Origin of the sequence: Methylomonas sp. AM2-LC, from assembly GCF_039904985.1 — a bacterium.
Lineage (GTDB): Bacteria > Pseudomonadota > Gammaproteobacteria > Methylococcales > Methylomonadaceae > Methylomonas.
The window spans coordinates 3434212-3458403 of record NZ_CP157005.1 but is presented as its reverse complement, the minus strand read 5'-3'; the positions used below and the strand labels follow the sequence as shown (position 1 = coordinate 3458403).

23 protein-coding genes are annotated in these 24192 nt (G+C 44.4%); 11 read left to right on the top strand and 12 right to left on the bottom strand.

Features of this window, described 5'->3' with window-relative positions:
- The first annotated feature begins 137 nt into the window (after positions 1–137).
- From ABH008_RS15455 to smbP, 7 genes are all read left to right on the top strand, one after another.
- The gene (locus ABH008_RS15455; protein WP_347986510.1) at positions 138–8852 is read left to right on the top strand and encodes a glucoamylase family protein; all 8715 of its coding nucleotides are present in this window, start codon (positions 138–140) and stop codon (positions 8850–8852) included.
- Positions 8853–8990: 138 nt separating this feature from the next.
- Positions 8991–9176 (top strand): hypothetical protein, encoded by a 186-nt coding sequence (locus tag ABH008_RS15450; protein ID WP_347986509.1) that lies wholly within the window; start codon positions 8991–8993, stop codon positions 9174–9176.
- 112 nt (positions 9177–9288) lie between these two features.
- Positions 9289–9438: a lmo0937 family membrane protein gene (locus ABH008_RS15445; RefSeq protein WP_347986508.1), complete on the top strand. Its 150-nt coding sequence runs from the start codon at positions 9289–9291 to the stop codon at positions 9436–9438.
- A 131-nt stretch (positions 9439–9569) separates the two neighbouring features.
- A complete protein-coding gene (locus ABH008_RS15440; protein ID WP_347986507.1) occupies positions 9570–10712 on the top strand; it encodes an ABC transporter permease in 1143 nt (380 codons plus the stop codon).
- Positions 10713–10714: 2 nt separating this feature from the next.
- A complete protein-coding gene (locus ABH008_RS15435) occupies positions 10715–11503 on the top strand; it encodes an ATP-binding cassette domain-containing protein (protein WP_347986506.1) in 789 nt (262 codons plus the stop codon).
- Positions 11504–11506: 3 nt separating this feature from the next.
- On the top strand, positions 11507–12472 hold the full coding sequence (locus tag ABH008_RS15430) for an MlaD family protein (protein ID WP_347986505.1): 966 nt from the start codon (positions 11507–11509) through the stop codon (positions 12470–12472).
- Positions 12473–12675: 203 nt separating this feature from the next.
- A complete protein-coding gene (gene smbP / locus ABH008_RS15425; protein WP_347986504.1) occupies positions 12676–12993 on the top strand; it encodes a small metal-binding protein SmbP in 318 nt (105 codons plus the stop codon).
- Positions 12994–13092: 99 nt separating this feature from the next.
- Here the strand turns inward: smbP and hflC are convergent, their stop codons facing one another.
- The 10 genes from hflC to ABH008_RS15375 form a co-directional block, all read right to left on the bottom strand.
- Positions 13093–14061: a protease modulator HflC gene (gene hflC / locus ABH008_RS15420; protein ID WP_347986503.1), complete on the bottom strand. Its 969-nt coding sequence runs from the start codon at positions 14059–14061 to the stop codon at positions 13093–13095.
- Positions 14058–15044, bottom strand: coding sequence for an FtsH protease activity modulator HflK (gene hflK / locus ABH008_RS15415; protein WP_347986502.1), 987 nt, complete (start codon positions 15042–15044; stop codon positions 14058–14060). The genes hflC and hflK overlap by 4 nt, the downstream gene beginning before the upstream one ends.
- Before the next feature lie 273 nt (positions 15045–15317).
- The gene (locus tag ABH008_RS15410) at positions 15318–15725 is read right to left on the bottom strand and encodes a J domain-containing protein (protein WP_347986501.1); all 408 of its coding nucleotides are present in this window, start codon (positions 15723–15725) and stop codon (positions 15318–15320) included.
- Between the two features lie 545 nt (positions 15726–16270).
- Positions 16271–16501 carry a hypothetical protein gene (locus ABH008_RS15405; protein ID WP_347986500.1) on the bottom strand — a complete coding sequence of 77 codons (231 nt, stop codon included), beginning with the start codon at positions 16499–16501 and terminating at the stop codon, positions 16271–16273.
- Positions 16502–16965: 464 nt separating this feature from the next.
- The gene (locus tag ABH008_RS15400; protein WP_347986499.1) at positions 16966–17217 is read right to left on the bottom strand and encodes a DUF2171 domain-containing protein; all 252 of its coding nucleotides are present in this window, start codon (positions 17215–17217) and stop codon (positions 16966–16968) included.
- Between the two features lie 238 nt (positions 17218–17455).
- Positions 17456–18064, bottom strand: coding sequence for a DUF502 domain-containing protein (locus ABH008_RS15395; RefSeq protein ID WP_347986498.1), 609 nt, complete (start codon positions 18062–18064; stop codon positions 17456–17458).
- A gap of 59 nt (positions 18065–18123) precedes the next feature.
- A complete protein-coding gene (locus ABH008_RS15390) occupies positions 18124–19170 on the bottom strand; it encodes a catalase family protein (protein ID WP_347986497.1) in 1047 nt (348 codons plus the stop codon).
- Positions 19171–19531: 361 nt separating this feature from the next.
- Complete coding sequence (locus ABH008_RS15385; RefSeq protein ID WP_347989986.1) at positions 19532–19684, bottom strand: DUF3309 family protein; 153 nt, start codon at positions 19682–19684, stop codon at positions 19532–19534.
- Positions 19685–19813: 129 nt separating this feature from the next.
- The gene (locus ABH008_RS15380; protein ID WP_347986496.1) at positions 19814–20080 is read right to left on the bottom strand and encodes a CsbD family protein; all 267 of its coding nucleotides are present in this window, start codon (positions 20078–20080) and stop codon (positions 19814–19816) included.
- A gap of 199 nt (positions 20081–20279) precedes the next feature.
- A complete protein-coding gene (locus ABH008_RS15375) occupies positions 20280–20453 on the bottom strand; it encodes a CsbD family protein (RefSeq protein ID WP_347986495.1) in 174 nt (57 codons plus the stop codon).
- Positions 20454–20758: 305 nt separating this feature from the next.
- Between ABH008_RS15375 and ABH008_RS15370 the strand changes: the two genes are divergently transcribed.
- From ABH008_RS15370 to ABH008_RS15355, 4 genes are read left to right on the top strand one after another with little or no spacing between them, the layout of a single operon-like run.
- Positions 20759–20920 carry a hypothetical protein gene (locus ABH008_RS15370; protein WP_347986494.1) on the top strand — a complete coding sequence of 54 codons (162 nt, stop codon included), beginning with the start codon at positions 20759–20761 and terminating at the stop codon, positions 20918–20920.
- A 33-nt stretch (positions 20921–20953) separates the two neighbouring features.
- A complete protein-coding gene (locus ABH008_RS15365) occupies positions 20954–21166 on the top strand; it encodes a BON domain-containing protein (RefSeq protein ID WP_347989985.1) in 213 nt (70 codons plus the stop codon).
- A 17-nt stretch (positions 21167–21183) separates the two neighbouring features.
- Complete coding sequence (locus tag ABH008_RS15360; RefSeq protein ID WP_347986493.1) at positions 21184–21705, top strand: hypothetical protein; 522 nt, start codon at positions 21184–21186, stop codon at positions 21703–21705.
- A gap of 51 nt (positions 21706–21756) precedes the next feature.
- Entirely contained in the window at positions 21757–22200 is a 444-nt protein-coding gene (locus ABH008_RS15355; protein ID WP_347986492.1) for a DUF2383 domain-containing protein, read from the top strand.
- Between the two features lie 286 nt (positions 22201–22486).
- Here ABH008_RS15355 and ABH008_RS15350 read toward each other — a convergent pair whose 3' ends face one another.
- Both ABH008_RS15350 and ABH008_RS15345 read right to left on the bottom strand, forming a co-directional pair.
- Complete coding sequence (locus ABH008_RS15350; protein WP_347986491.1) at positions 22487–23080, bottom strand: chemotaxis protein CheB; 594 nt, start codon at positions 23078–23080, stop codon at positions 22487–22489.
- A 132-nt stretch (positions 23081–23212) separates the two neighbouring features.
- Positions 23213–24184, bottom strand: coding sequence for a hypothetical protein (locus ABH008_RS15345; RefSeq protein ID WP_347986490.1), 972 nt, complete (start codon positions 24182–24184; stop codon positions 23213–23215).
- Between the last annotated feature and the right edge of the window lie 8 nt (positions 24185–24192).

Here is a 24192-nt window from a genome sequence, read left to right as displayed (position 1 = left end):
CTAGGCAATGCCCTTCGGAGTTGCTTTGCATACTTGGTCACAAAACATCTCGTTTAATAAGCCATAGCTCTTCTGGATTTTAAAATCAAGTTGGGTTGTGCCTTATTAATTGATTATTCAAATATGGAGAGCATTACATGGTGAAGCGCAGGCAGCGTAGAAACAAAACTAGAGTCAGTCATCCTGGTGGTACGGAAACGCCCATCCGCTTTGAGCTATTTAGCACCGAGCGGCTGGAACAGCATGCCACCAGTTTGGCTCTGGCACAAAAAGTTTGTAATTTTAAAACCACCCAGCGTTTGATTCCCAGAGTGCGTGAGAACGCATTGGTATTATTCGAAGCTTATAAGTCGGTTGCCAACACCGTACGTCAACAGCATGCCATCACCCCTGCAGCAGAATGGTTACTTGATAATTTCCATATTATCGAAGAACAAGTTGGAAATATCCATGTTGATTTACCGGAAAGTTATTATCAGGAGTTGCCCAAGTTAAGCGAAGGCTTTCTAGCGGGTTTTCCCAGAGTCTATGGCATAGTTTGGGCTTTAGTCGCACATACGGACAGCCGCTTTTCACCGGAATTGTTGACCCAATTTATTACCGAATATCAGAAAACCACGCCACTTGGACTGGGTGAATTATGGGCTATACCTATTACCTTACGCGTATTATTAATTGAGAATCTGCGTCGTTTGGCAGTGAGTATCATGCGTTCGCAATCAGGCCGGCAATTGGCAGATGAATTTGTTAATGAAGTAGAGCAGATAGCCTCAGGTAACGATAGTGTCGATCCCGTCATACCGTTGGCAGTATTGCCGACTGCAGTCTTGCGTCAAGCCTATGCAGTACAGATTCTACTTCGTTCGCACGATCCGCATCCAGCTGTCATGCTGCCGTTGGATTTTATGAATGACTGGTTGCTCGAACAGGGCTTAAGCCGTGAAGAATTAGTGCATCTGGAACATGCCGAGCAAATAGCGGATAATCAGACGGTACGCAACATCATTACCAGTATGCGCGCCATTTCGGCTTTCGAATGGTCCGATTTTGTGGAAGAGGTTAGTCAGGTAGATGCGTGTCTACGCATGCATGCCGCATATTCGGGTATGGATTTTCTGACTAGAGACCGTTATCGACATGCCATTGAGGAACTTGCCAGACGCTCATTGCATTCGGAATTAGAAATTGCACAGCAGGTCATGCAAAAGTTACACAACTCACCATTACCTGTTGAGTATCGAAATCGGTTATTGGAACCCGGCTATTATTTGATCGGACCTGGCCGTTTTGCCTTCGAACACGATCTGGGATATCGACCTTCGATAAAACAAAGAGTGCTGCGCAGTTATGTTACAGATTCTGGTCTTGCCTATCTGGCCAGTCTGGCTGTATTGACCTCATTGTTGTTAGCCTGGCCTTTATTGGCAGGCAGTAGTGCACAGTTAAGTAGCATGCTGTTGTTTATGCTGGCTTTGTGCAGCATTATTCCCGTATCAGATATTACCATTGGTTTATTTAATCAGTTGATTATAGCTGGACTGCCACCTCGCCATCTGCCGCGACTTGAATTAAAAACGGGGGTACCGGTTGCTTTGAGCACCTTTGTGGTAGTACCCACTATGTTTGTGTACGCGGCTGAAGTTCTTAATCAGGTTAAACAGATGGAAATCCGCTATCTGTCAAATCCTGATGGTGCTGTGTATTTTGCGCTGTTATCAGACTGGCTGGATGCGGATGAAGAATCACTGCCAAATGATGCTGGTTTGCTACAGGTCGCTGTAACCGCAGTTGCAGCCCTGAATGTGAAATACGGCGTAGAACGGTTTTTTGTGTTTCAACGCAAGCGTTTATGGAATCCGAGCGAAGCCAAGTGGATGGGTTGGGAACGCAAACGTGGCAAACTCCACGAGTTTAATCGTTTGTTGCGTGGCGCTACCAATACTTCATTTTTGTCCGCTGTTGATGGTGTGCCAAGTACATTACCAACGGGTGTGTGTTACGTCATTACCCTGGATGCTGATACCAAACTACCCATGGGTGTCGTTCCACAATTGGTAGGTGTAGCTGCGCATCCTTTGAACACTCCGGTGTTCGATCCGGTTAAGCAGCGTATTGTCGATGGTTTTGGCATACTGCAGCCGCGTATTACCCCCACCTTGCCGTTGCGTCGTGAACACTCTATGTATCACCAGCTGTTTGCTGGCGCGGCTGGTGCCGATGCTTATGCCAGTGCGGTTTCCGAGCTTTATCAGGATTTATTCGGTCAGAGTACATACAGCGGTAAGGGTTTATATCATGTAGATAGTTTTGAAGCTGCGCTTGCAGGCAGAGTGCCAGACAATACGCAATTGAGTCATGATTTGTTCGAAAGTATTTATGCGCGTTGTGCATTAGTGAGTGATATCGAATTTTTTGATGAATTTCCTTCACATATAGAAGTGGCCGCTTCACGTGAACATCGTTGGACGCGCGGTGACTGGCAATTATTACCCTGGATATTTGGCGCTTACGGTTGTCAGTTGCCTCTCATCGGTCGTTGGAAGATGCTGGATAATTTACGGCGTTCTTTGTCGGCCCCCGCCGCTTTTATCGCACTGGTGTTCGCTTGGGTTGTGCCACAGTCACCACAGGCATTATTGGTTAGTCTAGTGCTGATCTCTTTAGCCATACCGGCCATTTTAGCCTGTACCAAAGGTTTTTCTTTGCCAAAACGCGGCGTTGCCATGTCTACGCATATGCGCAATATTGCCGATAATCTGTTGTGGGCAATGGCAAATAGTTTAGTGGCTCTCACCTTTTTGGTAGAGCATGCCTGGTTAATGACTGATGCTATTATCTGCACTCTGATAAGGCTATTGATTACCAGAAAACGATTATTAAAATGGGTGACTGCTTTACAAGCTAAGAACAATAGTGATCATGCCCTGAAAAAACTCATTCTGCCCATGGGGCGCTCTACTGCTGTGGTGTTAGTAGTTGCTTTTGCAATAGGGCTGTTTAATGCCGATGCCATAGTGAATGCCGCTCCGATTTTAATCTTATGGTTATTGGCACCCATCGTGGCGCGGATTTTGAGTCTGCCGCCCAGTCTGGATGGAACGGAAGAAATGCATGGGGATGATGAACAAAAACTGCGTTTGATCGGCAGACGTATATGGCGATTCTTCACCACCTTTGTCACGGCACAGGAACACTTTTTACCGCCGGATAATTATCAGGAAGATCCGCAAGGAGTGATAGCTCATCGCAGTTCCCCGACTAATTTCGGACTCTATTTGTTATCTGTAGTGGCTGCTCGCGATTTTGGCTGGATTGGCCTGCTTGACAGCGTGGAGCGTTTGGAAGCCACCTTGACTACTCTGCAGAGTTTACCAAGGCTCAATGGCCATTTTTACAATTGGTACGATACCAGTAATTTAAATATTCTTCAGCCCGCTTACATCTCAACCGTCGACAGCGGTAATCTGGCTGGGCATTTGCTCACCTTGATAGAAACGTGTCGGGAAACCTTGCGTAGTCCATTGACGCTTTCCCGAGCTTTGCCAGGTTTGATAGATGTGCATACTCTGCTTAGTAAACAATTGGCGCAAATCAGTGATAATCGCAGAACGCAGAATGTGACTCTCAAAGAGTTACGCCAAAAAACGCAGGTGTTGGGTGATTTGTTACAGACGCAGGCATTTGATGCGCAAAGTTGGAGTGAGTTATGGCGGCAACTGCCGATCGCTGCCGACAATTTGATGGATATGGCGACAGCCTATGCTGCCGAGCGTGGGGATAGCGAAGACAGTGAAGTGCTGATCTGGGCAGGCTTGCTATGCAAAGATGTGCGTTCACATGCGCGCGATATAGACAATCTGTTACCTTGGATAAATTGTACTCGTCAGTTTGACAATATACTACCACTCTCCAGTTCAGTCGATCCTGTTACAGCGTGGTGGAAACAAGCTACTTTGGATATACCGTTGCAAGAGTTAGCTAGCTTTTATTCACAAGCACAGGCAGTTATACAGTTGGCAAACCCAGCGCCATTGTCAGACCTGAAAGCACTGGCTAAATTGCGGCGTGCTGTCGAACAGGTGACAGGGCTTGTTAATCGTTTGCAGAATATGATCGTATTGTTGGAAGCGTTATTTCATGCCATGGATTTTCGCTTTCTTTATGATAGTGAACGCCACATGTTTTCTATTGGTTATCGTGTAATTGAAGGTATAATTGATCCTAGTTACTACGATCTTCTGGCTTCTGAAGCGCGACTTGCCAGCCTGATTGCCATTGCCAAGCGCGAGGTTCCAAGCAACCACTGGTTTCATTTGGGTCGCCGTGTTACCCGCGCTGCGCATGGTACCGTGTTACTGTCCTGGTCAGGTTCGATGTTCGAATATCTGATGCCGTCTTTGGTTACCTTTACACCCCGTTACAGTTTACTGGATCAAACTTGCCGATTGGTAATTAAACGCCAGATAGAATACGGTAAGGAATGTAATATTCCCTGGGGAGTTTCCGAATCCGCTTTCAATGGTCGCGATATCGCTCTTACTTATCAATATTCAGCTTTTGGCGTACCGGGTTTGGGTATGAAACGGGGGCTGGGCGAAGATCGAGTCATTGCACCCTATGCTACTGCCCTGGCGGCCATGTATTTACCACATGCTGCAGTCGAGAATTTTGAGCGTTTAGAAAAGCAGGGTGCTTTAGGTGCTTATGGTTTTTATGAAGCGCTGGACTATACCCCCATTCGTCTCGAAGAAGGTCAGACGGTAGCGATAGTGCGATGCTATATGGCCCATCATCAGGGAATGTCGTTAATTGCCTTTGCTAATACAGTTCATGACGGCTCCATGCGACATCGCTTTCATAACGCCGCTTTAATTCAGTCTGCAGACTTATTATTACAGGAGCGCGTACCGAGAACCGCTGACACCAATAGTTTACCTTTGTTCCAGGCCATGGCCGAAATTAAGGAAGTAGTACAAAGCCCCATTCGACGTGCTCCATCGCCAATGTCTGCTACCCCATCTACGCAACTACTGTCGAATGGCAATTATGCTGTCATGATCACCGGTTCAGGATCGGGTTACAGTCAGTGGCGAAATCTGGCAGTAACGCGTTGGCGGGAAGATGTAACCCGTGATGCCTGGGGTAGTTACCTTTATCTGAGAGATGTAGCCGATGGTCAGGTTTGGTCAGCCGGTTACCAGCCAACCTGTGCCATTCCAGACCGATACGAAGTCGATTTTGTTGAAGATCGCGCACGTATTGTACGTAGTGATCATGGTATTTTTACCCATCTGGAAATCGTGGTTTCACCAGAAGACGATGCAGAAATCCGGCGTTTGAGTTTGACTAATAATAGTTTGCATACACGGGAAATTGATATTACCTCATATGCGGAGATTGTGCTTACCACGCTATCCGCAGATACTGCTCATCCGGCCTTTTCCAATCTATTTATACAGACGGAATACAAACCACACATCCACGGTTTGCTAGCGCAACGCAGACAAAGAACGGCAACAGAGCCTGAGATTTGGGCTGCGCATATCCTGTCGGGTAGTCAAGCACATAACGGTATGCAATACGAAACCGACCGCGCCCGCTTTATTGGGCGCGGACAAAATCTGCGCGCACCTGTTGCCATTATGGATGGTCGGCCGCTGAGTAATACGGTTGGTGCAGTACTCGATCCCATCTTTAGTCTGCGCACCCGAGTGATTCTCGAACCGGGTGCAACGGAACATCTAAGCTTTACGACACTGGTTGCACCAACCCGGCAGGCAGTAGAAGAACTGGCGATTAAATATCACAATCCGGTCGCTTGGGAACGCGTTTCGGCTTTAGCCTGGACACATGCACAAGTACAACTGCATCATTTGCATGCAAAACCGGAAGAAGCGCAATTGTTTCAGTATTTGGCTAATCGTATGATTTATGCCGATCCTTCGTTACGCGCCATGAATAAATTGACGCTTAATAATGCCTTGAATGTTACCCGCTTATGGCGTTATGGTATTTCCGGTGATCGGCCAATCGTTTTGCTGCGTGTTAAAGAACTTGAAGATCGCCGTATTGTAGAGCAATTATTATGCGCCCATGAGTATTGGCGCATTAAAGGCCTTAGTGTCGATCTAGTGATATTAAACGAAAAAGAAATCTCCTATATTGAGGATTTACAGACCTTAATAGAAAATATGGTGCGTGAAAATCAGTCGCGGTCAACACCGCATGCACACGTAAGTCAAGGTACGATTTTCGTTCTGCGCTTGGATCAGCTCTCCGCTGATGAGCTGCAACTGTTAAAAACTGCCGCGCGAGCAGTGCTGGTCAGTAATCGTGGTAGCTTGGCTGAACAATTATTAAGACATCCGCGCCCGCAAGCGGCCTTTATCGTACCCAAACAGCGGGTTGCAGAAACTGAAAATTCACCATTAACTTTGCCGACACTGGAATTCTTTAATGGTCTGGGTGGCTTTACAGAAGAGGGAAATGAATACGTCATTATCCTTGATAAAGGGCAATGGACACCCATGCCCTGGATTAACGTCATCGCTAATCCAGATTTTGGTTTCATGGTTACTGAAACCGGGGCTACCTGTACATGGTCTGGGAACAGCCGTGAAAATCTATTGACTCCTTGGTCCAATGATCCGGTCAGTGATCCCTCGGGTGAAATATTTTATATTCGCGATGAACAGACTTTAGAAGTCTGGTGTCCCACCGCTTTGCCCATTCGTATCGATAACAGCAGTTATGTGATTAGTCATGGTCAGGGCTATAGTCGTTTCGAGCATGCATCGCACGGTATACACAGTGAGTTATTACAATTTGTTAGCCCGGTTGATCCGGTCAAAATTTCGCGCTTAACGCTAAAAAATATTAATGGTCATAGTCGAGAGTTAAGAATTACTGCGTATGTAGAATGGGTGTTAGGTAGCAACCGCACAGTGACAGCAACGCATATCCTTTCTGAGCGTGATGAGGAGACTGGTGCTCTACTTGCCAGTAATCCTTGGGATGCTGACTTTGGACAACGCGTCGCCTTTGCGGATTTGAATGGCATGCAAACTAGCTGGACTGCCAATCGGACCGAATTTATTGGTCGTAATGGTAGTCTCGACGCACCTGCTGGTTTGATGGGGGGCAAGACTCTAAAGAATCGGTTGAGTGCAGGCCAAGACCCGTGCGCTGCTTTGCAAACCGTAATTCATTTGGCGCCACATGCCGAGATTGAAATCGTTTTTCTGCTGGGGCAGGGCAAAGATCGTGAACAAGCAGTAGAACTGGTCAAGTATTATCGTCAAACCAAGTCAGTTACCGTTCTAACGCTGGTGCAGGACTCCTGGCAGGCTATATTGGGAAAAGTACAGGTTAAAACCCCGGATCGTGAGCTGGATCTGCTTTTAAACCGCTGGCTGCTCTACCAAACGTTAAGTTGTCGATTATGGGCCAGAGCGGGCTTTTATCAACTGGGAGGGGCTTTTGGATTTCGAGATCAATTGCAGGATTGTATGGCTTTGGCGGTTACTCGCCCTGATTTGATGCGTCAGCATCTACTGTATGCTGCACAACGGCAGTTTTTAGCTGGTGATGTTCAACATTGGTGGCATCCGCCCACCGGGCGCGGGGTAAGAACGCATTTCTCAGATGATAGACTGTGGTTGCCCTATGCTGTTACGCACTATATCAAAGTCACTGGCGATAGTAATATACTCAATACGCCTTTGCATTTTCTGGAGGGTCCTGAACTTGCGCCAGAACGGGAAGATCATTATTTTCAACCGGATCAGTCAGCTCAGCAAGCGACTCTATACGAACATTGTGTACGTGCTGTGAATATTAGTATGAGCATCGGCGAACATGGTTTGCCGTTAATAGGTAGTGGCGACTGGAATGATGGTATGAATCGTGTCGGCTACGAGGGTAAGGGAGAAAGTGTCTGGTTAGCGTGGTTTTTGATGACGACCATTGCTGAATTTATCGAACATGTTGATGCGCAGGGCGAATTAGAAACTGCCGAGCGCTGGCGTAAACATGTGGGTCTCATGCAGCTCGCTATCGAAACCGCCAGTTGGGATGGCGCCTGGTATCGGCGTGCCTTTTTTGATGATGGTACGCCCTTGGGTTCCGCGGCCAATGCTGAATGCCGGATCGATTCCATCGCGCAAAGTTGGGCGGTGATCTCAGGCGTTGCTAATTCCGAACACGCTGAACGTGCCATGCTGTCGGTGAAAGAATATTTGGTAAGGTATGGCGATGATTTAATTTTATTGTTTACGCCGCCTTTTAACAAGACAGAGCACGACCCCGGTTATATCAAAGGTTACCCACCTGGCGTTCGTGAGAACGGCGGGCAATATACGCATGCGGCTATCTGGTCGGTGATTGCGTTTGCCATGCTGGGCGAGGGTGATCAGGCTGTGGAACTGTTACGTATGTTAAATCCGATTAAACGCACCACTACGCGTACCGGAGTGTATGCCTATAAAGTAGAACCTTATGTGTTGGCGGCTGATATTTATGCTGAACCACCGCATGTACGCCGAGGCGGCTGGACTTGGTACACCGGTGCGGCCGGCTGGTTCTACCGTGCCGGATTGGAATTTGTACTTGGTTTTCAGGTGCGTGGCGAGCAACTGATTTTAAGTCCGTGTATTCCCAAAACTTGGACGGAATACAGTATTTGTTACCAGCACAAAACCAGCCGCTATGACATTAAGGTGGAAAATCCAAATGCTGTATCTCGCGGTATTGCCCGAATCGAACTGGATGGGCAGGAGGTTGCTGGACATAGTATAGCTTTGCAAGATGACGGTCAGGTACATCGGGTAAGGGTGGTGTTGGGTGACATATAAACAGCACAATATCGAGTGTTGCACTTGGCAGCAGCTAATGTGTGTTGTCGTACTGACTTAGGTCAAGCTTACCTGTATTGTTTTAAATGAGCGCGAACTCTCACTGGCTCTGGCAAATCACCACATTTGGGGAAGATCATGTACGAAGATCAAATAAAAGACCGCTACCAAGCCAATAAAGGCAAAACCAAGCTTAGGGCTGATATGTTGTTTGAAGATAATGCCATGGAGCAAAAAAGTAACCGCCAAAACCGTGCCAGTAAGGTAGCTACCAATTTTGCCGATCTCAAACATCATCTCAAGGATGTTAAAGAAGACATGTAAAGCTAACCCCGTTTGGTTTCGATGGATTAATATCAATTTTTATGCGTAGCCATGATATGAATAATTTGGAAAACCTTGCAATGTCATTAAGTATACGAATGGAAAAAATATCATGCTTGAAACAATTGCTACTGTTTTAATTATCCTCTGGTTGCTGGGTTTGGTTTCCGCATACACCCTTGGTGGTTTTATTCACATTTTGCTGGTAATTGCAGTCATCATGATTATTCTACGTATTATTCAAGGACGTCGTGTGCTCTAGTAGTCCCGATTAGCGAGAAGTAATCGGGGTAATGATGGGCCGCAACTTAGTCAGATTTAGCGTTGCTAATCATAGCTACGGCAGTTGGGCAACTGACTGATCAGGAGAGTTTAAGTGATCTGGAAAATGGCATGATTAATACAGCAACAGTTCCGTGTGTAATCCAGGTCAGCGTTAAAGAAAATAACTTGGAAGCCGCCTTTGTAGGTGACTGGGTGATGCGGGCACACATTCCGGCGTCACAAGCCGTCTATACACAGCTGGATAATGCTAGCGCCATTAAATGCTTAGTGTTCTCTACCGTAAAACTTGGCCAATGGGATAGTTTGTTAATGACAGAACTAATCCGTTTGATTAATCACTGTGCAAAACTGCACATAAGTGTGGATACCTCTACCTTGCCAGCAGGCATTCAAGGTTTGTTAAGTTTAGTGTATGCCGTTCCAGAACGGACAGATACAAAACATCAAAATGAACAGAAACAATTCTTGGTAAGCTTTGGTAATTTAGCTTTACGTGGTGCTAAAGACGCACAGTCAATCATGCTGTTTATGGGCGAGTTGGCTTTAAGTTTTTTAGCCTGGATACGTGGCAAAGCCCATTTTCGGCTGCAGGATTTTTGGTTGTATATCATGCAATGCGGCCCCGCTGCTTTGCCCATTATTACCTTGATTAGTGTCTTGATTGGCATGATTCTGGCTTTTGTGGGCGCAGTGCAACTGGCGTTGTTCGGCGCAGAAATTTATATAGCCGATATGGTGGGTTTGGGTATGTCGCGGGATATGGGGGGCTTAATGGCAGCAATTATTATGACCGGGCGCAGTAGTTCCACCTTTGCAGCAGAGTTGGGTTCCATGCAGGTGAATAGCGAAATTGATGCCTTAAAAACGATGGGTTTCCAACCGATGACTTTTTTGGTGTTACCACGCATGTTGGCACTAACGTTAATGTTACCCATGCTCTGTCTCTATGCCGATTTTATGGGGATAGCAGGGGGGGCGATGGTGACAATCAGCTTCTTCGATACTCCCTTGGTGCAATATCTGGATCGCACCATGGCCGCCGTGCATCTTAAAGATATTGCTATGGGGGTGGTCAAATGCTCGGTTTATGGCTTACTGATTGCAATGGCGGGTTGTCTGCGTGGCATGCAATGCGGACGCAGTGCTTCTGCGGTGGGAGAAACGACCACCTCTGCGGTTGTGACCGGTATTGTGTTTATTGTCATTGCTGATGCCATCATGACTATGCTTTCTAATCGGCTGGGCATTTAAAAATGACAAAGACTGCCTGCCTAACTATTAAAAATCTAAGCATGGTTTATGGCGAGGTGGTAATTCAGAAAAGTCTTAATTTCACCATTAATCGTGGCGATATTTTTATCATTATGGGCGGTAGTGGTTGTGGTAAAAGTACGTTATTAATGCATCTTATTGGTTTATTGCGTCCAGCCATAGGCGATGTGTTTTACGGAACAGAAAATCTGTGGTCTGTTACCCCAGAAGAGCGGCAACAGCTATTACGTCATACTGGGGTGTTATTTCAAAGTGGTGCTTTATTAAGTTCCATGACCCTAGCAGAAAACGTGGCTCTTCCGCTCACTGAACATACCAAACTGGATGCAGAAAGGATTCGTGACATTGTTGAGTATAAACTGGCTCTGGTTGGGTTGGCTGGCTTTGGCGACTATTATCCAGCGGAACTTAGTGGCGGCATGCTAAAGCGCGCTGGTTTATCCAGGGCTATGGCTTTGGATCCAGAAATGTTATTTTTTGATGAACCCTCAGCAGGTCTGGACCCGATTACAGCCAAATTGATGGATGACTTGATCCGTAATCTACGTGATCATTTAGGAGCCACCATTGTAATGGTCACACACGAATTAGACAGTATTCTCGCTATTGGCGATAACTCAATATTTCTGGACAGCGAAACTAAAACCATTATTGCTAGTGGACCACCGCAACAATTGTTGGCTGAGTCTAAGGACCCTAAAGTCCAACGCTTTTTGACCCGCGATCAAACAACTGGGAACTATAATCATGCGCATAACAGAGACGAGTAGCTGATGAGTAAACCCGTAAACCCCTACGTCATTGGCGCTTTTTTAACGGGCTCATTGCTACTGGCTATCGCCGCCGTTCTGATTTTTGGCGGTGGGCAGTTGCTTAAACAAAAAAATGAATACGTTATTTTTTTCGATTCAGCTTTAAATGGTCTAAAAATTGGTGCGCCTGTCACTTTGGAAGGTGTACAGATTGGTATGGTTTCAGAAATCGCTTTGGAATTTGATCAAAATGTATCGCATATCATTAAACCTGTTGTGATTCAGATTGATCAGGCCTTGATGCAGAATGCTATACAGCAGCCCTTACTAGAGACCAGCTCTAGTCATGATAGCCAGCAAACCATGCAATTGTTAATTGATGCAGGCTTGAAAGCACAATTGAAAACGCAAAGCTTACTCACTGGGTTGTTGTATGTGGAATTTAGTTTTCATCGACATGACGCGCTTAAATTATCAACATTCAAATACAAAAATCTGGTGGAACTCCCTGCGGTACAAACCACTGAGGATAAAATTTTAAATACAGCTGAAGAGCTGATGACCAAATTTCGGCAGTTACCCCTGGAAGCCATCGCTACCGATTTGTCAGCCACTTTAAAGGCATTTCGTGAGATAAGCACTTCGGAAGATGTTAAACAGGATCGTATTGCTTTGCAGAAAACCCTGCTCGAAACAGAAAAACTGGTTGCTAATTTAAATTTGACTGTGCTTGATACCCGGACCTTAGTGCGGCAATTTTCTCGTGATACAAGGCCCGTTTTGCTTTCCACCGAAAAGACCCTTGATACTGCCAACACTCTGTTGATTGAATCCAATCATTCCCTGAATGCATTTTCAGCCTTGGCTGCGCCGGAGGCTCCCTTGTGGCAATCGCTGGTGGCTTTACGTGATGCGGCACGCTCTACTAAAGAGTTATCTGATTACCTGCAACAACACCCCGACGCGATTATTTTTGGTAAAGACTAAAAAACAATGTGTTGTATCGCACCGATCTTACTCTGATATACGAGTATGGTATTTAGCTGAGGGCAAGCATCGTGAACACATTGCTGACCTTATAGTAAGTCTAAATTAGGCTGATTAATAGGTTTTAACTTGACTCTGTCGCCAATGCGAATGGAGTTAGGATATTGTAATACTTTAATTTACTCATAGAGATAAGGAAAAAAATGAACAATTCTAAAAAAATACAGATCGGATTTTTAGCGGGTATGGCTTTAACACTATGTACATTTAATGTGTTGGCCGCAGATAGTCACTTTGCGCAAGCACTCAAACATGCAGAAGAAGCGGCTAAAGCTGTTGATGCCAAATCGATAGTTGTGCATGCTGAAGCATCTAAGAGTCACGTTACTATAGCCGACGAACATCTTGATGCGGGTGCCAAAAGTCTGGCTGATGCCATTGAACACGGTAATCAAGGGCATACCGAATTAGCCAAAAAAGCCGCTGAAGAAGCAGTAACCCATTTGAAAGCAGCACAATAATAAGCATCAGCTTTATTTGTAACATGAATCAGCGGGTATTAACCCGCTGATTTTTTGCCTTAAATATTAATATTATTTGCAGTATCCAATCGCTAAAGCTCAATGGGTTTTAGGCTCAACTTGTTTAAGCAAGCTAAACAAATCACTATTCGTGGACATCACCAGTGTTGTTTCGCTATTAATCACTTTTTCATAGGTTTCCATATTTTTCAGAAACCAATAAAATTCGGCGGCCTGCGGTTGTTGTCCATAAGCTGCAGCATAAATGCCAGTGGCTTTTGCGTCCGCTTCGCCTTGAATATCCTGTACTTGTTTATAAGCGGTTGATTCTATCTGATTTATATCGCGCTCTTTGTTACCAATAATACGTGCGGCCGCTCCCTCGCCTTCGGAACGAAACCGTTCAGCAATCTGTTGGCGTTCACTAATCATACGTTGATAGATGCGTTCCAGAACTTGTTGATTATAATTAATGCGTTTGAAGCGTACATCCAGCAACTCGATGCCAAACTCAGCCAATTTAGGGCTGGCGTCTGCAATAACTTCTTTTTCAATGGCAAGGCGACCTGTATTGATAGGCGACAGTACGCCTAGCGCGCCATCACCACTGAAAGCATCTGACAGGCTGACATTCTTCTGTGGCTTACGGTCTTTATCGGAACGAACCACCTCGATCAGTTCATGGCGGGCAATTGCGGAGCGTGTTTCACTGCCTAAAATGTCTTCCAGTCGTGATTGGGCGCTACGTTCATCGTGTAAACGCAGGTAGTAGCGTAAGGGGTCATGAATGCGCCAACGGGCAAAGGTATCAACTTGCAGGTAGGTTCTATCTTTGGTGGACATTTCCACAAGCGGTCCATCCCAAGCCAGATAGCGTTTGTCAAAACTATTCACCTGTTGAATAAATGGCAGTTTAAAATGCAAGCCTGGTGTGACCACCGGATCGCCAACCGGACTGCCAAACTGGGTAAGAATCACTTGTTCGGTTTGATTAATGGTATAAGTTGATAGTAATAATAGAATAAACAAAAGTAGGCCGATAACCCCGTATTTAGTGGATGGATTCATTTTTGTTGCTCCAAAATCTTGGCAGGAAACGGTAGCATGGGCATGATTTGTTGCACACTATCATCAACGATAATTTGTTGTCTGGACTTGGGTAAAACTCTGCCCAGCGTTTCCAGATATAATCGGCTGCGGGTAATGGCGGGGGCTTTAAGATATTGCGCCAAAACCTGATTAAAGGCACTGACATCGCCCTCCGCCTCGTTAATACGTTTGAAACGATAACCTTCAGCGGCGCGAATTTTTTGGTCGGCCTCACCACGTGCGCGCGGTACGGCCTTATTGTATTCTCCATTGGCCAGGTTGATGGAGTTTTCCCTGTCTTGCTGTGCTCGATTAACTTCATTAAAAGACGGTTGCACTGGAAGTGGTGGATTGACATTTTTCAACTGCACCTGATTGATGCTAATTCCCAGTTGATAGCGGGTTGAAAGTTCACTGATTCTTAAAAGTACCGCTTCTTCAATCTCCTGACGGCCTATGGTGATGATCTCATCAATAGTACGGTCTCCAATCACTTCGCGCATTACCGCTTCCGATAAGTCTCTTAAGGTTTGCGCTGGCTGACGGACATCAAACAGATATTGTTCAGGGTTGGTAATCCGATATTGCACCACCCATTCCACCAGCGCTGCATTCAGATCGCCAGTGACCATAGACTTTTCCATTTCGGGTTCATCACTAACCTGATCTGGGTTAGTAAAGCCTGGTGTAACAAAACCAAATTCCAGTTTTTGTTGACGCTTGGTGGGTACGGTAATTACATGGTCTATGCCAAACGGTGCCTTGGCATGCAGGCCGGATGGTACTTTATCGATATATTTTCCAAAGCGCAGTACTACACCTTCGGATTCTGCCGGTATCGTATAGAATGCCATTAACACGCCAATAACGACAGTTAGTACTAAAATGCTTAACAGCACCGTAAGTGGCGAAACTGTAGTCGGGACCACTAGTCGCGGCAATATGTTGTTTGGGGTAGTCATGCACAAGCTCCTGATTAATCAATGCAAAACACGGAGTTAAAGCAATTAGCCGTGTAAAAACACATTGTTACCAATCGGCAATGCAGAGTCTGTTCGCCAGCGCACATGTTATGAGCGAAACTGACAAGCTATGCGTTCATTTATCGAATTATTATTGAAATGTTGAACGGAAGTGTTTTGTTAGCAGTTGATAAGACGTTTAAATTTAAGAATCGAATTGATAAAAGTTGATTAGAAAAATGTACTCGGTTTCGATATTTCTTACCCAGTCTTTTATGCAATCCAGTTATGATAATGGGTGTTAAATTGGCTTTTTGATAAATAAAATCTGCCGATATTTTTAGTATGCATAGAGTCACAGCTTGTGTCATTATTTACATAACTATTTTGATTTGATTCTTTTTGGACATTATCACGTTTAAATGTATTGCTGGCTTTAGACGATTTAAAACCATTTTTATTTTCGGAAATCCAGTGATCATGTTGCTGTCTTTTGATGGGATTGGATAAAACAACATATGCAGCATTGATACTCTGCATAAGCTGATGAGCTTGCGGATTTCCAATGTTTTTATCAGGATGATAGTTTTGACAAAGTGTCTTATAGGCTGATTTAATAACACTTATGGGCGCAGTTTCGCTAACATGCAAATTTTCGTAGTGATTTCTGAATTGAGTCATCTGCTTTATCCACCCTATCAATTTACATTAAAAATAGATTATTAATATATTTACATAATCTATGCTGTATGAATATCAAAATATTTTTATTTCGGTTTACATGCTAATTAATAGTAAATTATTTTTCAGTGCGTTAGCGAACTTTGTCATTAATTTTAGACTCTTCGGTTAATCAAAGTACAGCTACGAAAAATAGATTTTAGGCGCAGAATAAAATGCATTTAATAGATTATTATAAATAAGTTATAGGGATTGGATTTAATTAGAGCTTAATCAAACTTGACCAAGATAATACAGAAAGCCACCAGCATCCCGAAAATAACAGTTAATAATAGACCACTAATCAGTAAAGTTAGTTTTGAAAACACTATTGAGAATACCTGTCTCGGCAAAATGTATTTAGTGGTTGTCATGCATAAGCTCGTGGTTTTAGCGGTCTTTTGCAAGTTGTTTCCATGTGCGTTTTGCCGCACGGTGAATCACTATCTTTATAATATCAGGTTTGTAAAGGGGGGACACGCTTAGCATCGGTAGCGAAGGCTTGTTCATAGCCATCCATCATGTGTTCTAGCATATGGCAGTGATGACACCAGAGAGGTTTGAGCCGCTTGCTGCTGTGGCGAACGATAGGGCGAGCCGTAACAGATCATGTGCCGGATTGCCAATAAGCGTCTGATCAAAATCTCATATTTGTACGTCAACAAGGCCATCGGTATCGGCCAAAGGGCCCAAATTGCCAAGGTGGCAATCGCCACAAATTCAAATGGCGGGCCCATGAGGTAATGTGTGCCCATGCTGACTATGTAACTATTCGTAAAAGTGGGTCGTGTTGCCACGCACAAAGGCGTAAGGTGAACGGGCCATTTTTATATTTCGGCGGGCGATTAGTATTTAGTGACGTCGGTCAGGGGAGGGAGTTTTCATAAACCTGCTCCGGGTGCAATTATGAGTTGTGTATGACACACATAGTGTGTCCATAAGGGTAGCCAAATAGGTGTGATGGCCAGATTGTGGACAAAGCTCTAGCCAAAAGGTAAGGGCGGTGCGCAGTCGGTACCCGCATTTAACCGGAGATATCTGGAAGCATAAAGCACAAACACTTGCAGGTATTGGTCGGTATTTGGCACACGCCCCTGAAGTTTTGTGATGATCCATACGCGGTTGTTCAGCGCCTAATCATATTTTTCAGAAGTGTCCTCGCCTTGTTGAAAATGCTGATCTGGTTTGATAGTAAACCGTCTCAGGTATTCGATTCGGATAAAGGCGGAAATGTCAACCATTCCTGAATGGCTTTTTGTCTTGGGAACTTTACTTTAACCTTGCTCCCTTCAATTGAGCTTACCCAACTAAGGGGAATGTAGTGATGCTGACCCGTTTTATCTTTCTTCAACTTCAATGAATTCGTACCTTCCATATGGTCGACAGTCGCAAATTGGCTGTTTTCGGAACAATAAACAAGCATATCAGGTTTAATCAGTTCGGGATTAATCATAATTTTCTCTTTTTGGTTAAGATAGAATGATATTTGTTGCATTGTACTTGTTTGATTAGTTCAATTTTTTAGAAGCGACTAGGCTTAAGTAAATGCAGTAAAAAAACTATAGCAGCAAATGGGGTGATGGTCTGTTCGTTATCCTACAGAGGGTTAGGGTTTTTCTGGACGAGGTGTTGCCAGCATCAAAAGCCCGGTAGCTGGCCAACTGGGTGAGTAGTGACTGAAATTCAAATTTTCAATGATTATTTTTATCATCATTAACATAGCCAACAACACCCGCTGTGGCGATAAAACGCAGAGCATCCTCAATAGAGATATCTATTTCTACGACATTTTCCCGTGACAAAATGACCGTGTTGCCACCTATCGCATAACTGAATGGCAAATATACGGCAATCTGGTCATCGGCAATAAAAGTATGCGAAATTTCTTCAAAATCCGAAACAGTAACAAAACCTATTTGTTGACCATAGCCGGAAGGAATATTAACCAGAACTACTTGTTTAAGTTTGCCTTTCTGTTCGCTGGAAAAAAGAGAAATAAAATCGCGTATCGCAGTATAAATGCTTTTAAAAACTGGAATCCGGAGTACACCCCCTTCAAAGCGATTGAATAGTCTCAGGAAAGTTAGAGTCTCCAGAAATAGTCCAAAAAAATAGGCTACAGCCAGACCTAATACAACCCCAAATCCTTTTATGTACCAGCTATTAGGGAAGAAAAATTTAAAGATATTTGCTAACACCATTTCTCCAGTATCGGCAAGCCACAGGAGTAAATAGCAGGTTAGTATCAGCGGGATAATAGCGATTAACCCTTTGAAAAAAGTATTACTGATCCGCTTCATTTTTAATTTCCAATTTGTATAGTGGTTAACTACCTTCTCTCAGCATCTGGGTTTAGCGCTTAGAAGCCTGTCGGTTCAAGGTGCTTGTCGCCATTGATTTCATGACGAACACGGGCGATCGTGTCATAGACTGTTTTGCGCATGCGGTTGATCCCACCCAGGGGGCGATGTTCGGGGATCGCATGCCAAGGCGTGAAAGAAAGGTTCTCGCAGAACGCCAGTTGTTCAGGTGAATTGAACGTCTGAACTGGGATAGTGATCCGCGCCACGTGGATGAAGGGCGCGTCTTTTTCGCTCCATTCGATAGTGGGATCCTCAATGGGCATCTCCGTGGGGAGCTTACGTAGCTGGATTAAAAAGTCAACGCATGCTTCGCTCTGGGCGAGGTGCTTTTGCATATTTTCATGCAGAAAATTCGGGGCGGCGGTCTCCGTGAACGGAGAAGAAGTACTACAAGACTGCCCGGAGAACTTCATCTCGGTGTTGCCGAAACGATAAGGTGTGGTACTCCAATATCGGGCATACAACGGGTTACTCATCTTCGTTTCTCGAATTGCGTTGGCGATTCTGAATTCGTGCAGACGAAAATTAAACGGATTAAAACCTGGGAAAAAGAATTTGAAGGGGCTGTCTTCGGAAAACGCCTTCTGGAATTCCACGTAGTCTGTTGCGTTCCGTACGAAAAATGTTGGGTGGCTAATCATGAGAAAGTCTTGCGTGCTGGAGTCGCTGCGCTCAACGCCCATGAGCTTGATCGCCATCCCGCGGGCATCGCCGACTGAGTCGTCTTGCACTTTTCCGGAACCATTAGAATAGCGGATCCACGCAGGGTAGCTGCGTGCCTCCCCGAAAATTCCGACTCGAACCTTCTCTGGCAGATTGTCCAGAACGCGAAACTGTGCTTGTACACAACCATGAGTCTTGGCGTGGGCGTCGCGGCGAGCCAAACCTTTCTTGGCTTCGGCTCGAACGCTGTCCTCAATCATCCGCACGATCTGCTGGGTCGCTGCCACCTCGTTCGCTGGAATCTCTTCCTCATTACAGGAGGCCCCGGCAGGGAGGAGGAGGGCAGACATAACAACCAGAGGGAGAGTTTTATTTAACATTTATATGTGCTCATCAAAATCGCCGACAGACGATGCGGAATATTGTTGTTGCTGGCGACGAGCTTACGGTGAGGTTCATAACATACCTTGCGGTAATATGAAACAATGGAGCAACTGTAAGCTGCGCAAACCCCTGTTTGCACTCTATCAGATTAGTTGAGCCTACTTCTGTACGCTGACGTACAGTACCTCATCTTGTCAGTTCAGGTCGCGTTGAGACCACGAGCAAATAAATTGCCCATTTTACGATAACGTAATCACAATCAGATTAACGTGACTCGGTACGAGTTTCTATAACGGGCTAAACATAAAATGCCTAATGCATTGGTAATTGGTTTCTAAAAATGACCGTTAATTAATATCAAAATCTGCCAGTTAACACTAGTACCAGTAATATGATCAGGATAAGCCCTAACCCTCCACTGGGTCCATAGCCCCAAGCGCGACTATGTGGCCAAACAGGAATAACGCCGAGAAGCATCAAGACCAGCACCAAAAGTAATATTGTTCCAATTGACATGGAAATACTCCTAAATTGAAAAAGCAAATTACTGCTTTTGTAGGTAATAAAAATACGTCGATCAAGATTAACTAATTTAAAGCCTGTATAGTTTTTCGTCTCAACATATCAACAGAACTATCTTTATTTACCATCCTTTATATCTTGTTTGATGTCACCATACCCTTTTTGAACTTTGCCAAGGTTTTTTTGGTTCTTTCCTTCGGTCTCCAGTGCTTTGTCGTCGATTATCTTACCGGTAGTTTCTTTGACTTTGCCTTTAGTTTCTTCAGAGCGGCCTTCAACTTGATCTTTGTTAACTGGCGTATCCAATGCATGCACTGCAAATGAACAGAATGTCAAAATTATGCTTACAGATAAAATGCAAAGTTTATTATTGCTGATTTTCATGGTATATCCTTTAATTCTATAGTGTATTTATCCAGCCCCTCGGACTGGCTAGTAATATTTGGCAATGATTGTTGCCGTGATTTTGGCTAGTCTATGACCGCTACACTGCACCTGAAATGCAGGGTTAGACGGGCAAACCTTAGTATTCCGATAAAGCCCGTCTGGCCTTCAAAACAATATTGGTAAGAGCTTTATATTATTAAGATTTCTTGATATCTTCTTTAATATCACCGAAACCAGATTGCACCTTCCCCACGTTTTTTTGTAGATTCCCTTCATTCTCCATATCTTGGTCATTCATTACCTTACCGACGACTTCCTTAACTTTGCCTTTGGATTCTTCGACTCTACCTTTAACTTGATCATTGTTCATGATAATTCCTAATAATGGTTAATTAATCAAAGCGAACTGCAATGAAGTTACTTGTCATATCCGCTCACTTCATACATTAAATGGAAAATCAACTGTCGTCCGTACGCCAGCGAACATTAATTAAGTGATGGTTTTCTATTGCAAAATATTCAAACAGGCATCATTTAATGTGTGACAACGTACCGACAGGATCAACTGTTTTGAATAACATAATCAACAGAAATCAGGGTAATAATCACTGCATATTTATTATCGAAATATTCATATTATTTGATTTTTGTAACCAATAAAACCAAGGAGTTTTCATGCAAATTAAATTTCCATTAATAATATTTTCTTTATTAGTAGGTTTATTTACGTTTTCCGAACTTGTTCAAGCCGAACAAAGTTCCACAATTTACTTAACTGCTGATTCAACATTGGATAATACTCAGCAAAATACTCGCGATAAAAACGCCGCTACTTAAACCCCGGTTGATCAAAAGGAAACCAAATCAGATATTAAAATCACCGCGCATATCCGCGAAGCCGTTATTAAGGACAAGGCGTTATCCGTCGATGCGCATAACGCCAAAATCGTTACCATCAATGGCGTTGTGACTTTACGTGGACCAGTAGAAACTCAAGCAGAAAGTGAAAAACTACAAAAAATTTGTACTGAAACACCTAATGTTGTGCAGGTCGATAACCAACTTGAAATTAAAGCGCCCTAAGGGCCAAGGAGAATGTCATGAAAAAAGCAGTTTTTTGTATCGCTAAAGATATCAGTCAAACCGAGATCATTGTCAATCAGCTGAAATCAGCCGGGTTTTCAAGTAATGATATATCGGTGTTACTGCCTGATAAAAACACAAGCAAAGATTTTGCTTATGAAAAGCATACCAAAGCCCCCGAAGGTGCTTCTGTTGGCGGCACGTTAGGTTTAGGTGTTGGTGCTGTGCTCGGATGGCTAGTCGGGATTGGCAGTTTGGCTATTCCTGGCGTAGGCCCCTTTATTGCCGCTGGTCCGATTATGGCCGCATTAAGTGTTGCCGCAGTTGGCGCAGCGGCTGGTGGCTTAACAGGCGCACTAATTGGCGTGGGGATGCCAGAATTTGAAGCGAAACGCTATGAAGGAAAAATCAAAGGCGGCTGTGTATTAATTTCTGTTCACGCCGCAAACAGTGCAGCAATTGATCAGGCGAAAGAGATTTTTGAAGAAGCCCATGCCGAAGATATTTCCTCGACCGTGGAAGCAGCAGTCAGCGCGTAAATTCGAAAACACTCGTGCTGCCATCTATATATAACTACATTGGAATTTATTATGCATCAGATCGATACCATCAACAAATTGCTGAAAGATGAATTATCAGCAACAGAAACCTATCAACAAGCCATCGATAAACTGAAAGACGATGTGGGACTTGGTAATGCCGAAACCTTAATGCCCGTCTTTGAAGGCCATAAATTGGCGGCTTCCAGTTTAGAAGAGGAAATCCGCACACTAGGAGGAATACCGGCTGAAAACTCAGGCGCATGGGGTACTTGGGCAAAAATAGTCCAAGGCGGCGTAAATCTGTTTGGTAAAACAGCGGCACTTAAAATTTTACAAGAAGGTGAAAAAAACGGTACTGAAGATTACGAGAAAATATTGCTGGATCATGAATTGCCTGCAGCGGTGCGCACTTTGATTGAAACCAAATTGTTGCCTGCTCAACAATCACATCTTAATACTTTAAATGAGCTTTTGGACACTGCGGCGGCTTAGAACGATACCTGACCATCACGCTCAAGTAGCTCATTCCATGATGTCCGCCTTTAATTTGAGGTGGACATTTTTTGATACATGGGCTGCAACAATTTTAATTGATTTACCCATTGATAAGGTCTAGCTACGAAATGTTTTACGGTAAGGTAGGCAAGTAACTGATCGGACTCGATTTTGACTACTTGATGGCACTAGCCGAGGCGATCATCTATGCCTGGACGGTCACAATGACAGTGATAAGCCTATGTCTGAATTTAATTAATTAAGCCACTTGCAACATAGGTAGTTATGAACCTGTATGCTTTGTCGTTTCGACTTCATCACGCGCTATACGCAGAATTTCTTGAGCAATGTTTTCAGGCGACAAGACAAAATCGATACAGCCAGTGGCAATTGCACTTTCTGGCATATCAGGTTGTATCGCCGTACTAAGCTTTTGGGCAATGGTAATGCCACCTACCTCTTTTATGCCACATAGTGCTTCAGCACCATCACCATCATAACCGGAGACTATCACGGCAATCAGTTTGCCATCCCAGTAACGGGTCAGTGAACGGAGAAAAACAGTGATGACATCAGGCCAACCTCGAGGCTTTGAAATGGGCATTAAATGGAATTCGCCATTAACGACATGTAAATCCCTATTTTCAGGAATAATAAAAACACAGTTGGGTTTGATATTTAAACGCTCGGTAATGAGTTCAACCGGCATTTTCGTATGGTTAGGCAGAATTTCATGCAGATGGGTTGGCACCTTAGTGATGTGATTCACTATAACAATGGCTACCCCCATGTCAGCCGGGAGATTTTCTAATAGCCGGATATAAGCATCGAGCCCGCCCGCTGAGCCCCCAATGCATACAATAGGAAATTTCTTCATTTAGTGGCTAAGCAAGGCAATCACAATGATGATTGGAATCGGTACCCCAAGCAAGTAAAGTAATAATGAACGCATGGTTTTCTCCTAAAATTTAACAATCAAGCGATAAGCTCGCATTAATATCTGATGAACTTAAGCCAAACCAATATCAGACTTTTGGCTAACCCGATCACGCTGTTTACCGCCAAACGTAGCGGCAAGACTCGCCACAAAGGCACCTGACAATAATGCCACGAACATCCAAAGTGCTGAATAAGCGGCTGCTTTACGAGCATTTTCTGCCGTCTGTTTACTGGTTTGTTCTCTATTAACAAAAGCAGTATGTGCTTTATCGAAGACTTCACTGACGCGTTTTCCAGCATCTGTCGGAGTTATACCAAGATCATTGGCAATAACCTGTGTGAGATATTGTTGGTCTTCGATTGGTAAACCATTCATGCGAAGTCCATTGGCAAAAATCCGCCTTGCCTCAAGCAAAGTTGCGCTAAAGTCGCTAAAGCTATTGGGCGTTGTTTCAATTACTTGATGATCTGAACGAAACAGAGAGTCCACTCTGTAATCCAGTTCGGCATCTCCACTGAAAATACTCTCCATGTATAAGTTGGTCGGCATCGTCGGCGCAGTATGTTTTGCCCCGGTTGTTTCCTCAAGCATACTTTCCATTCCGACCATAGTTTTTTGTGAAGCAGCTGTAGCTACACCACTTGAAACTACATTGCCAACGACCGTACCCAGTAACGCTGCCGTCGCTAACGATGCAAGCGACCATACTAGAAATCCATGCGCCGTATCGCGAAAATAGACTTCGTCAGTATGCACTGTCGGCCATTTTATACGTAGCCGACCCGACAGATATCCACCGACAGCGGATGCCGCAATTTGGGTAAAGGTAAGCCACAGGATAGTGGCAACACCAAGGGTGGATGTGCTCACACCCGTATTTGCCCAAGGGGAGATGGCCGGAAAGCCCAGACCCACTCCTAAAATCAGCAATATGAGTGAAAGCGCAGCGGCAGCAGCGGCTCCTGCAAAAATTGAACTCCACGATATGCCGGATAAAGTTAGGTCGGATGATATATCCAATACATTAGGCTCTGTTGTCATGATTGATT

Excerpts from the sequence above, each read along its gene's own strand:
- ABH008_RS15345 (WP_347986490.1), bottom strand. The coding sequence starts at position 24,184 with ATGACAACAGAGCCTAATGTATTGGATATATCATCCGACCTAACTTTA.
- ABH008_RS15455 (WP_347986510.1), top strand. The coding sequence starts at position 138 with ATGGTGAAGCGCAGGCAGCGTAGAAACAAAACTAGAGTCAGTCATCCT.
- ABH008_RS15375 (WP_347986495.1), bottom strand. The coding sequence starts at position 20,453 with ATGAACAATGATCAAGTTAAAGGTAGAGTCGAAGAATCCAAAGGCAAA.
- ABH008_RS15400 (WP_347986499.1), bottom strand. The coding sequence starts at position 17,217 with ATGATTAATCCCGAACTGATTAAACCTGATATGCTTGTTTATTGTTCC.
- hflK (WP_347986502.1), bottom strand. The coding sequence starts at position 15,044 with ATGACTACCCCAAACAACATATTGCCGCGACTAGTGGTCCCGACTACA.
- ABH008_RS15405 (WP_347986500.1), bottom strand. The coding sequence starts at position 16,501 with ATGGGCCCGCCATTTGAATTTGTGGCGATTGCCACCTTGGCAATTTGG.
- ABH008_RS15360 (WP_347986493.1), top strand. The coding sequence starts at position 21,184 with ATGAAAAAAGCAGTTTTTTGTATCGCTAAAGATATCAGTCAAACCGAG.
- ABH008_RS15355 (WP_347986492.1), top strand. The coding sequence starts at position 21,757 with ATGCATCAGATCGATACCATCAACAAATTGCTGAAAGATGAATTATCA.
- ABH008_RS15390 (WP_347986497.1), bottom strand. The coding sequence starts at position 19,170 with ATGTTAAATAAAACTCTCCCTCTGGTTGTTATGTCTGCCCTCCTCCTC.
- ABH008_RS15450 (WP_347986509.1), top strand. The coding sequence starts at position 8,991 with ATGTACGAAGATCAAATAAAAGACCGCTACCAAGCCAATAAAGGCAAA.
- ABH008_RS15370 (WP_347986494.1), top strand. The coding sequence starts at position 20,759 with ATGCAAATTAAATTTCCATTAATAATATTTTCTTTATTAGTAGGTTTA.
- hflC (WP_347986503.1), bottom strand. The coding sequence starts at position 14,061 with ATGAATCCATCCACTAAATACGGGGTTATCGGCCTACTTTTGTTTATT.
- ABH008_RS15410 (WP_347986501.1), bottom strand. The coding sequence starts at position 15,725 with ATGACTCAATTCAGAAATCACTACGAAAATTTGCATGTTAGCGAAACT.
- ABH008_RS15435 (WP_347986506.1), top strand. The coding sequence starts at position 10,715 with ATGACAAAGACTGCCTGCCTAACTATTAAAAATCTAAGCATGGTTTAT.
- smbP (WP_347986504.1), top strand. The coding sequence starts at position 12,676 with ATGAACAATTCTAAAAAAATACAGATCGGATTTTTAGCGGGTATGGCT.
- ABH008_RS15445 (WP_347986508.1), top strand. The coding sequence starts at position 9,289 with ATGCTTGAAACAATTGCTACTGTTTTAATTATCCTCTGGTTGCTGGGT.
- ABH008_RS15380 (WP_347986496.1), bottom strand. The coding sequence starts at position 20,080 with ATGAAAATCAGCAATAATAAACTTTGCATTTTATCTGTAAGCATAATT.
- ABH008_RS15440 (WP_347986507.1), top strand. The coding sequence starts at position 9,570 with ATGATTAATACAGCAACAGTTCCGTGTGTAATCCAGGTCAGCGTTAAA.
- ABH008_RS15395 (WP_347986498.1), bottom strand. The coding sequence starts at position 18,064 with ATGAAGCGGATCAGTAATACTTTTTTCAAAGGGTTAATCGCTATTATC.
- ABH008_RS15430 (WP_347986505.1), top strand. The coding sequence starts at position 11,507 with ATGAGTAAACCCGTAAACCCCTACGTCATTGGCGCTTTTTTAACGGGC.
- ABH008_RS15350 (WP_347986491.1), bottom strand. The coding sequence starts at position 23,080 with ATGAAGAAATTTCCTATTGTATGCATTGGGGGCTCAGCGGGCGGGCTC.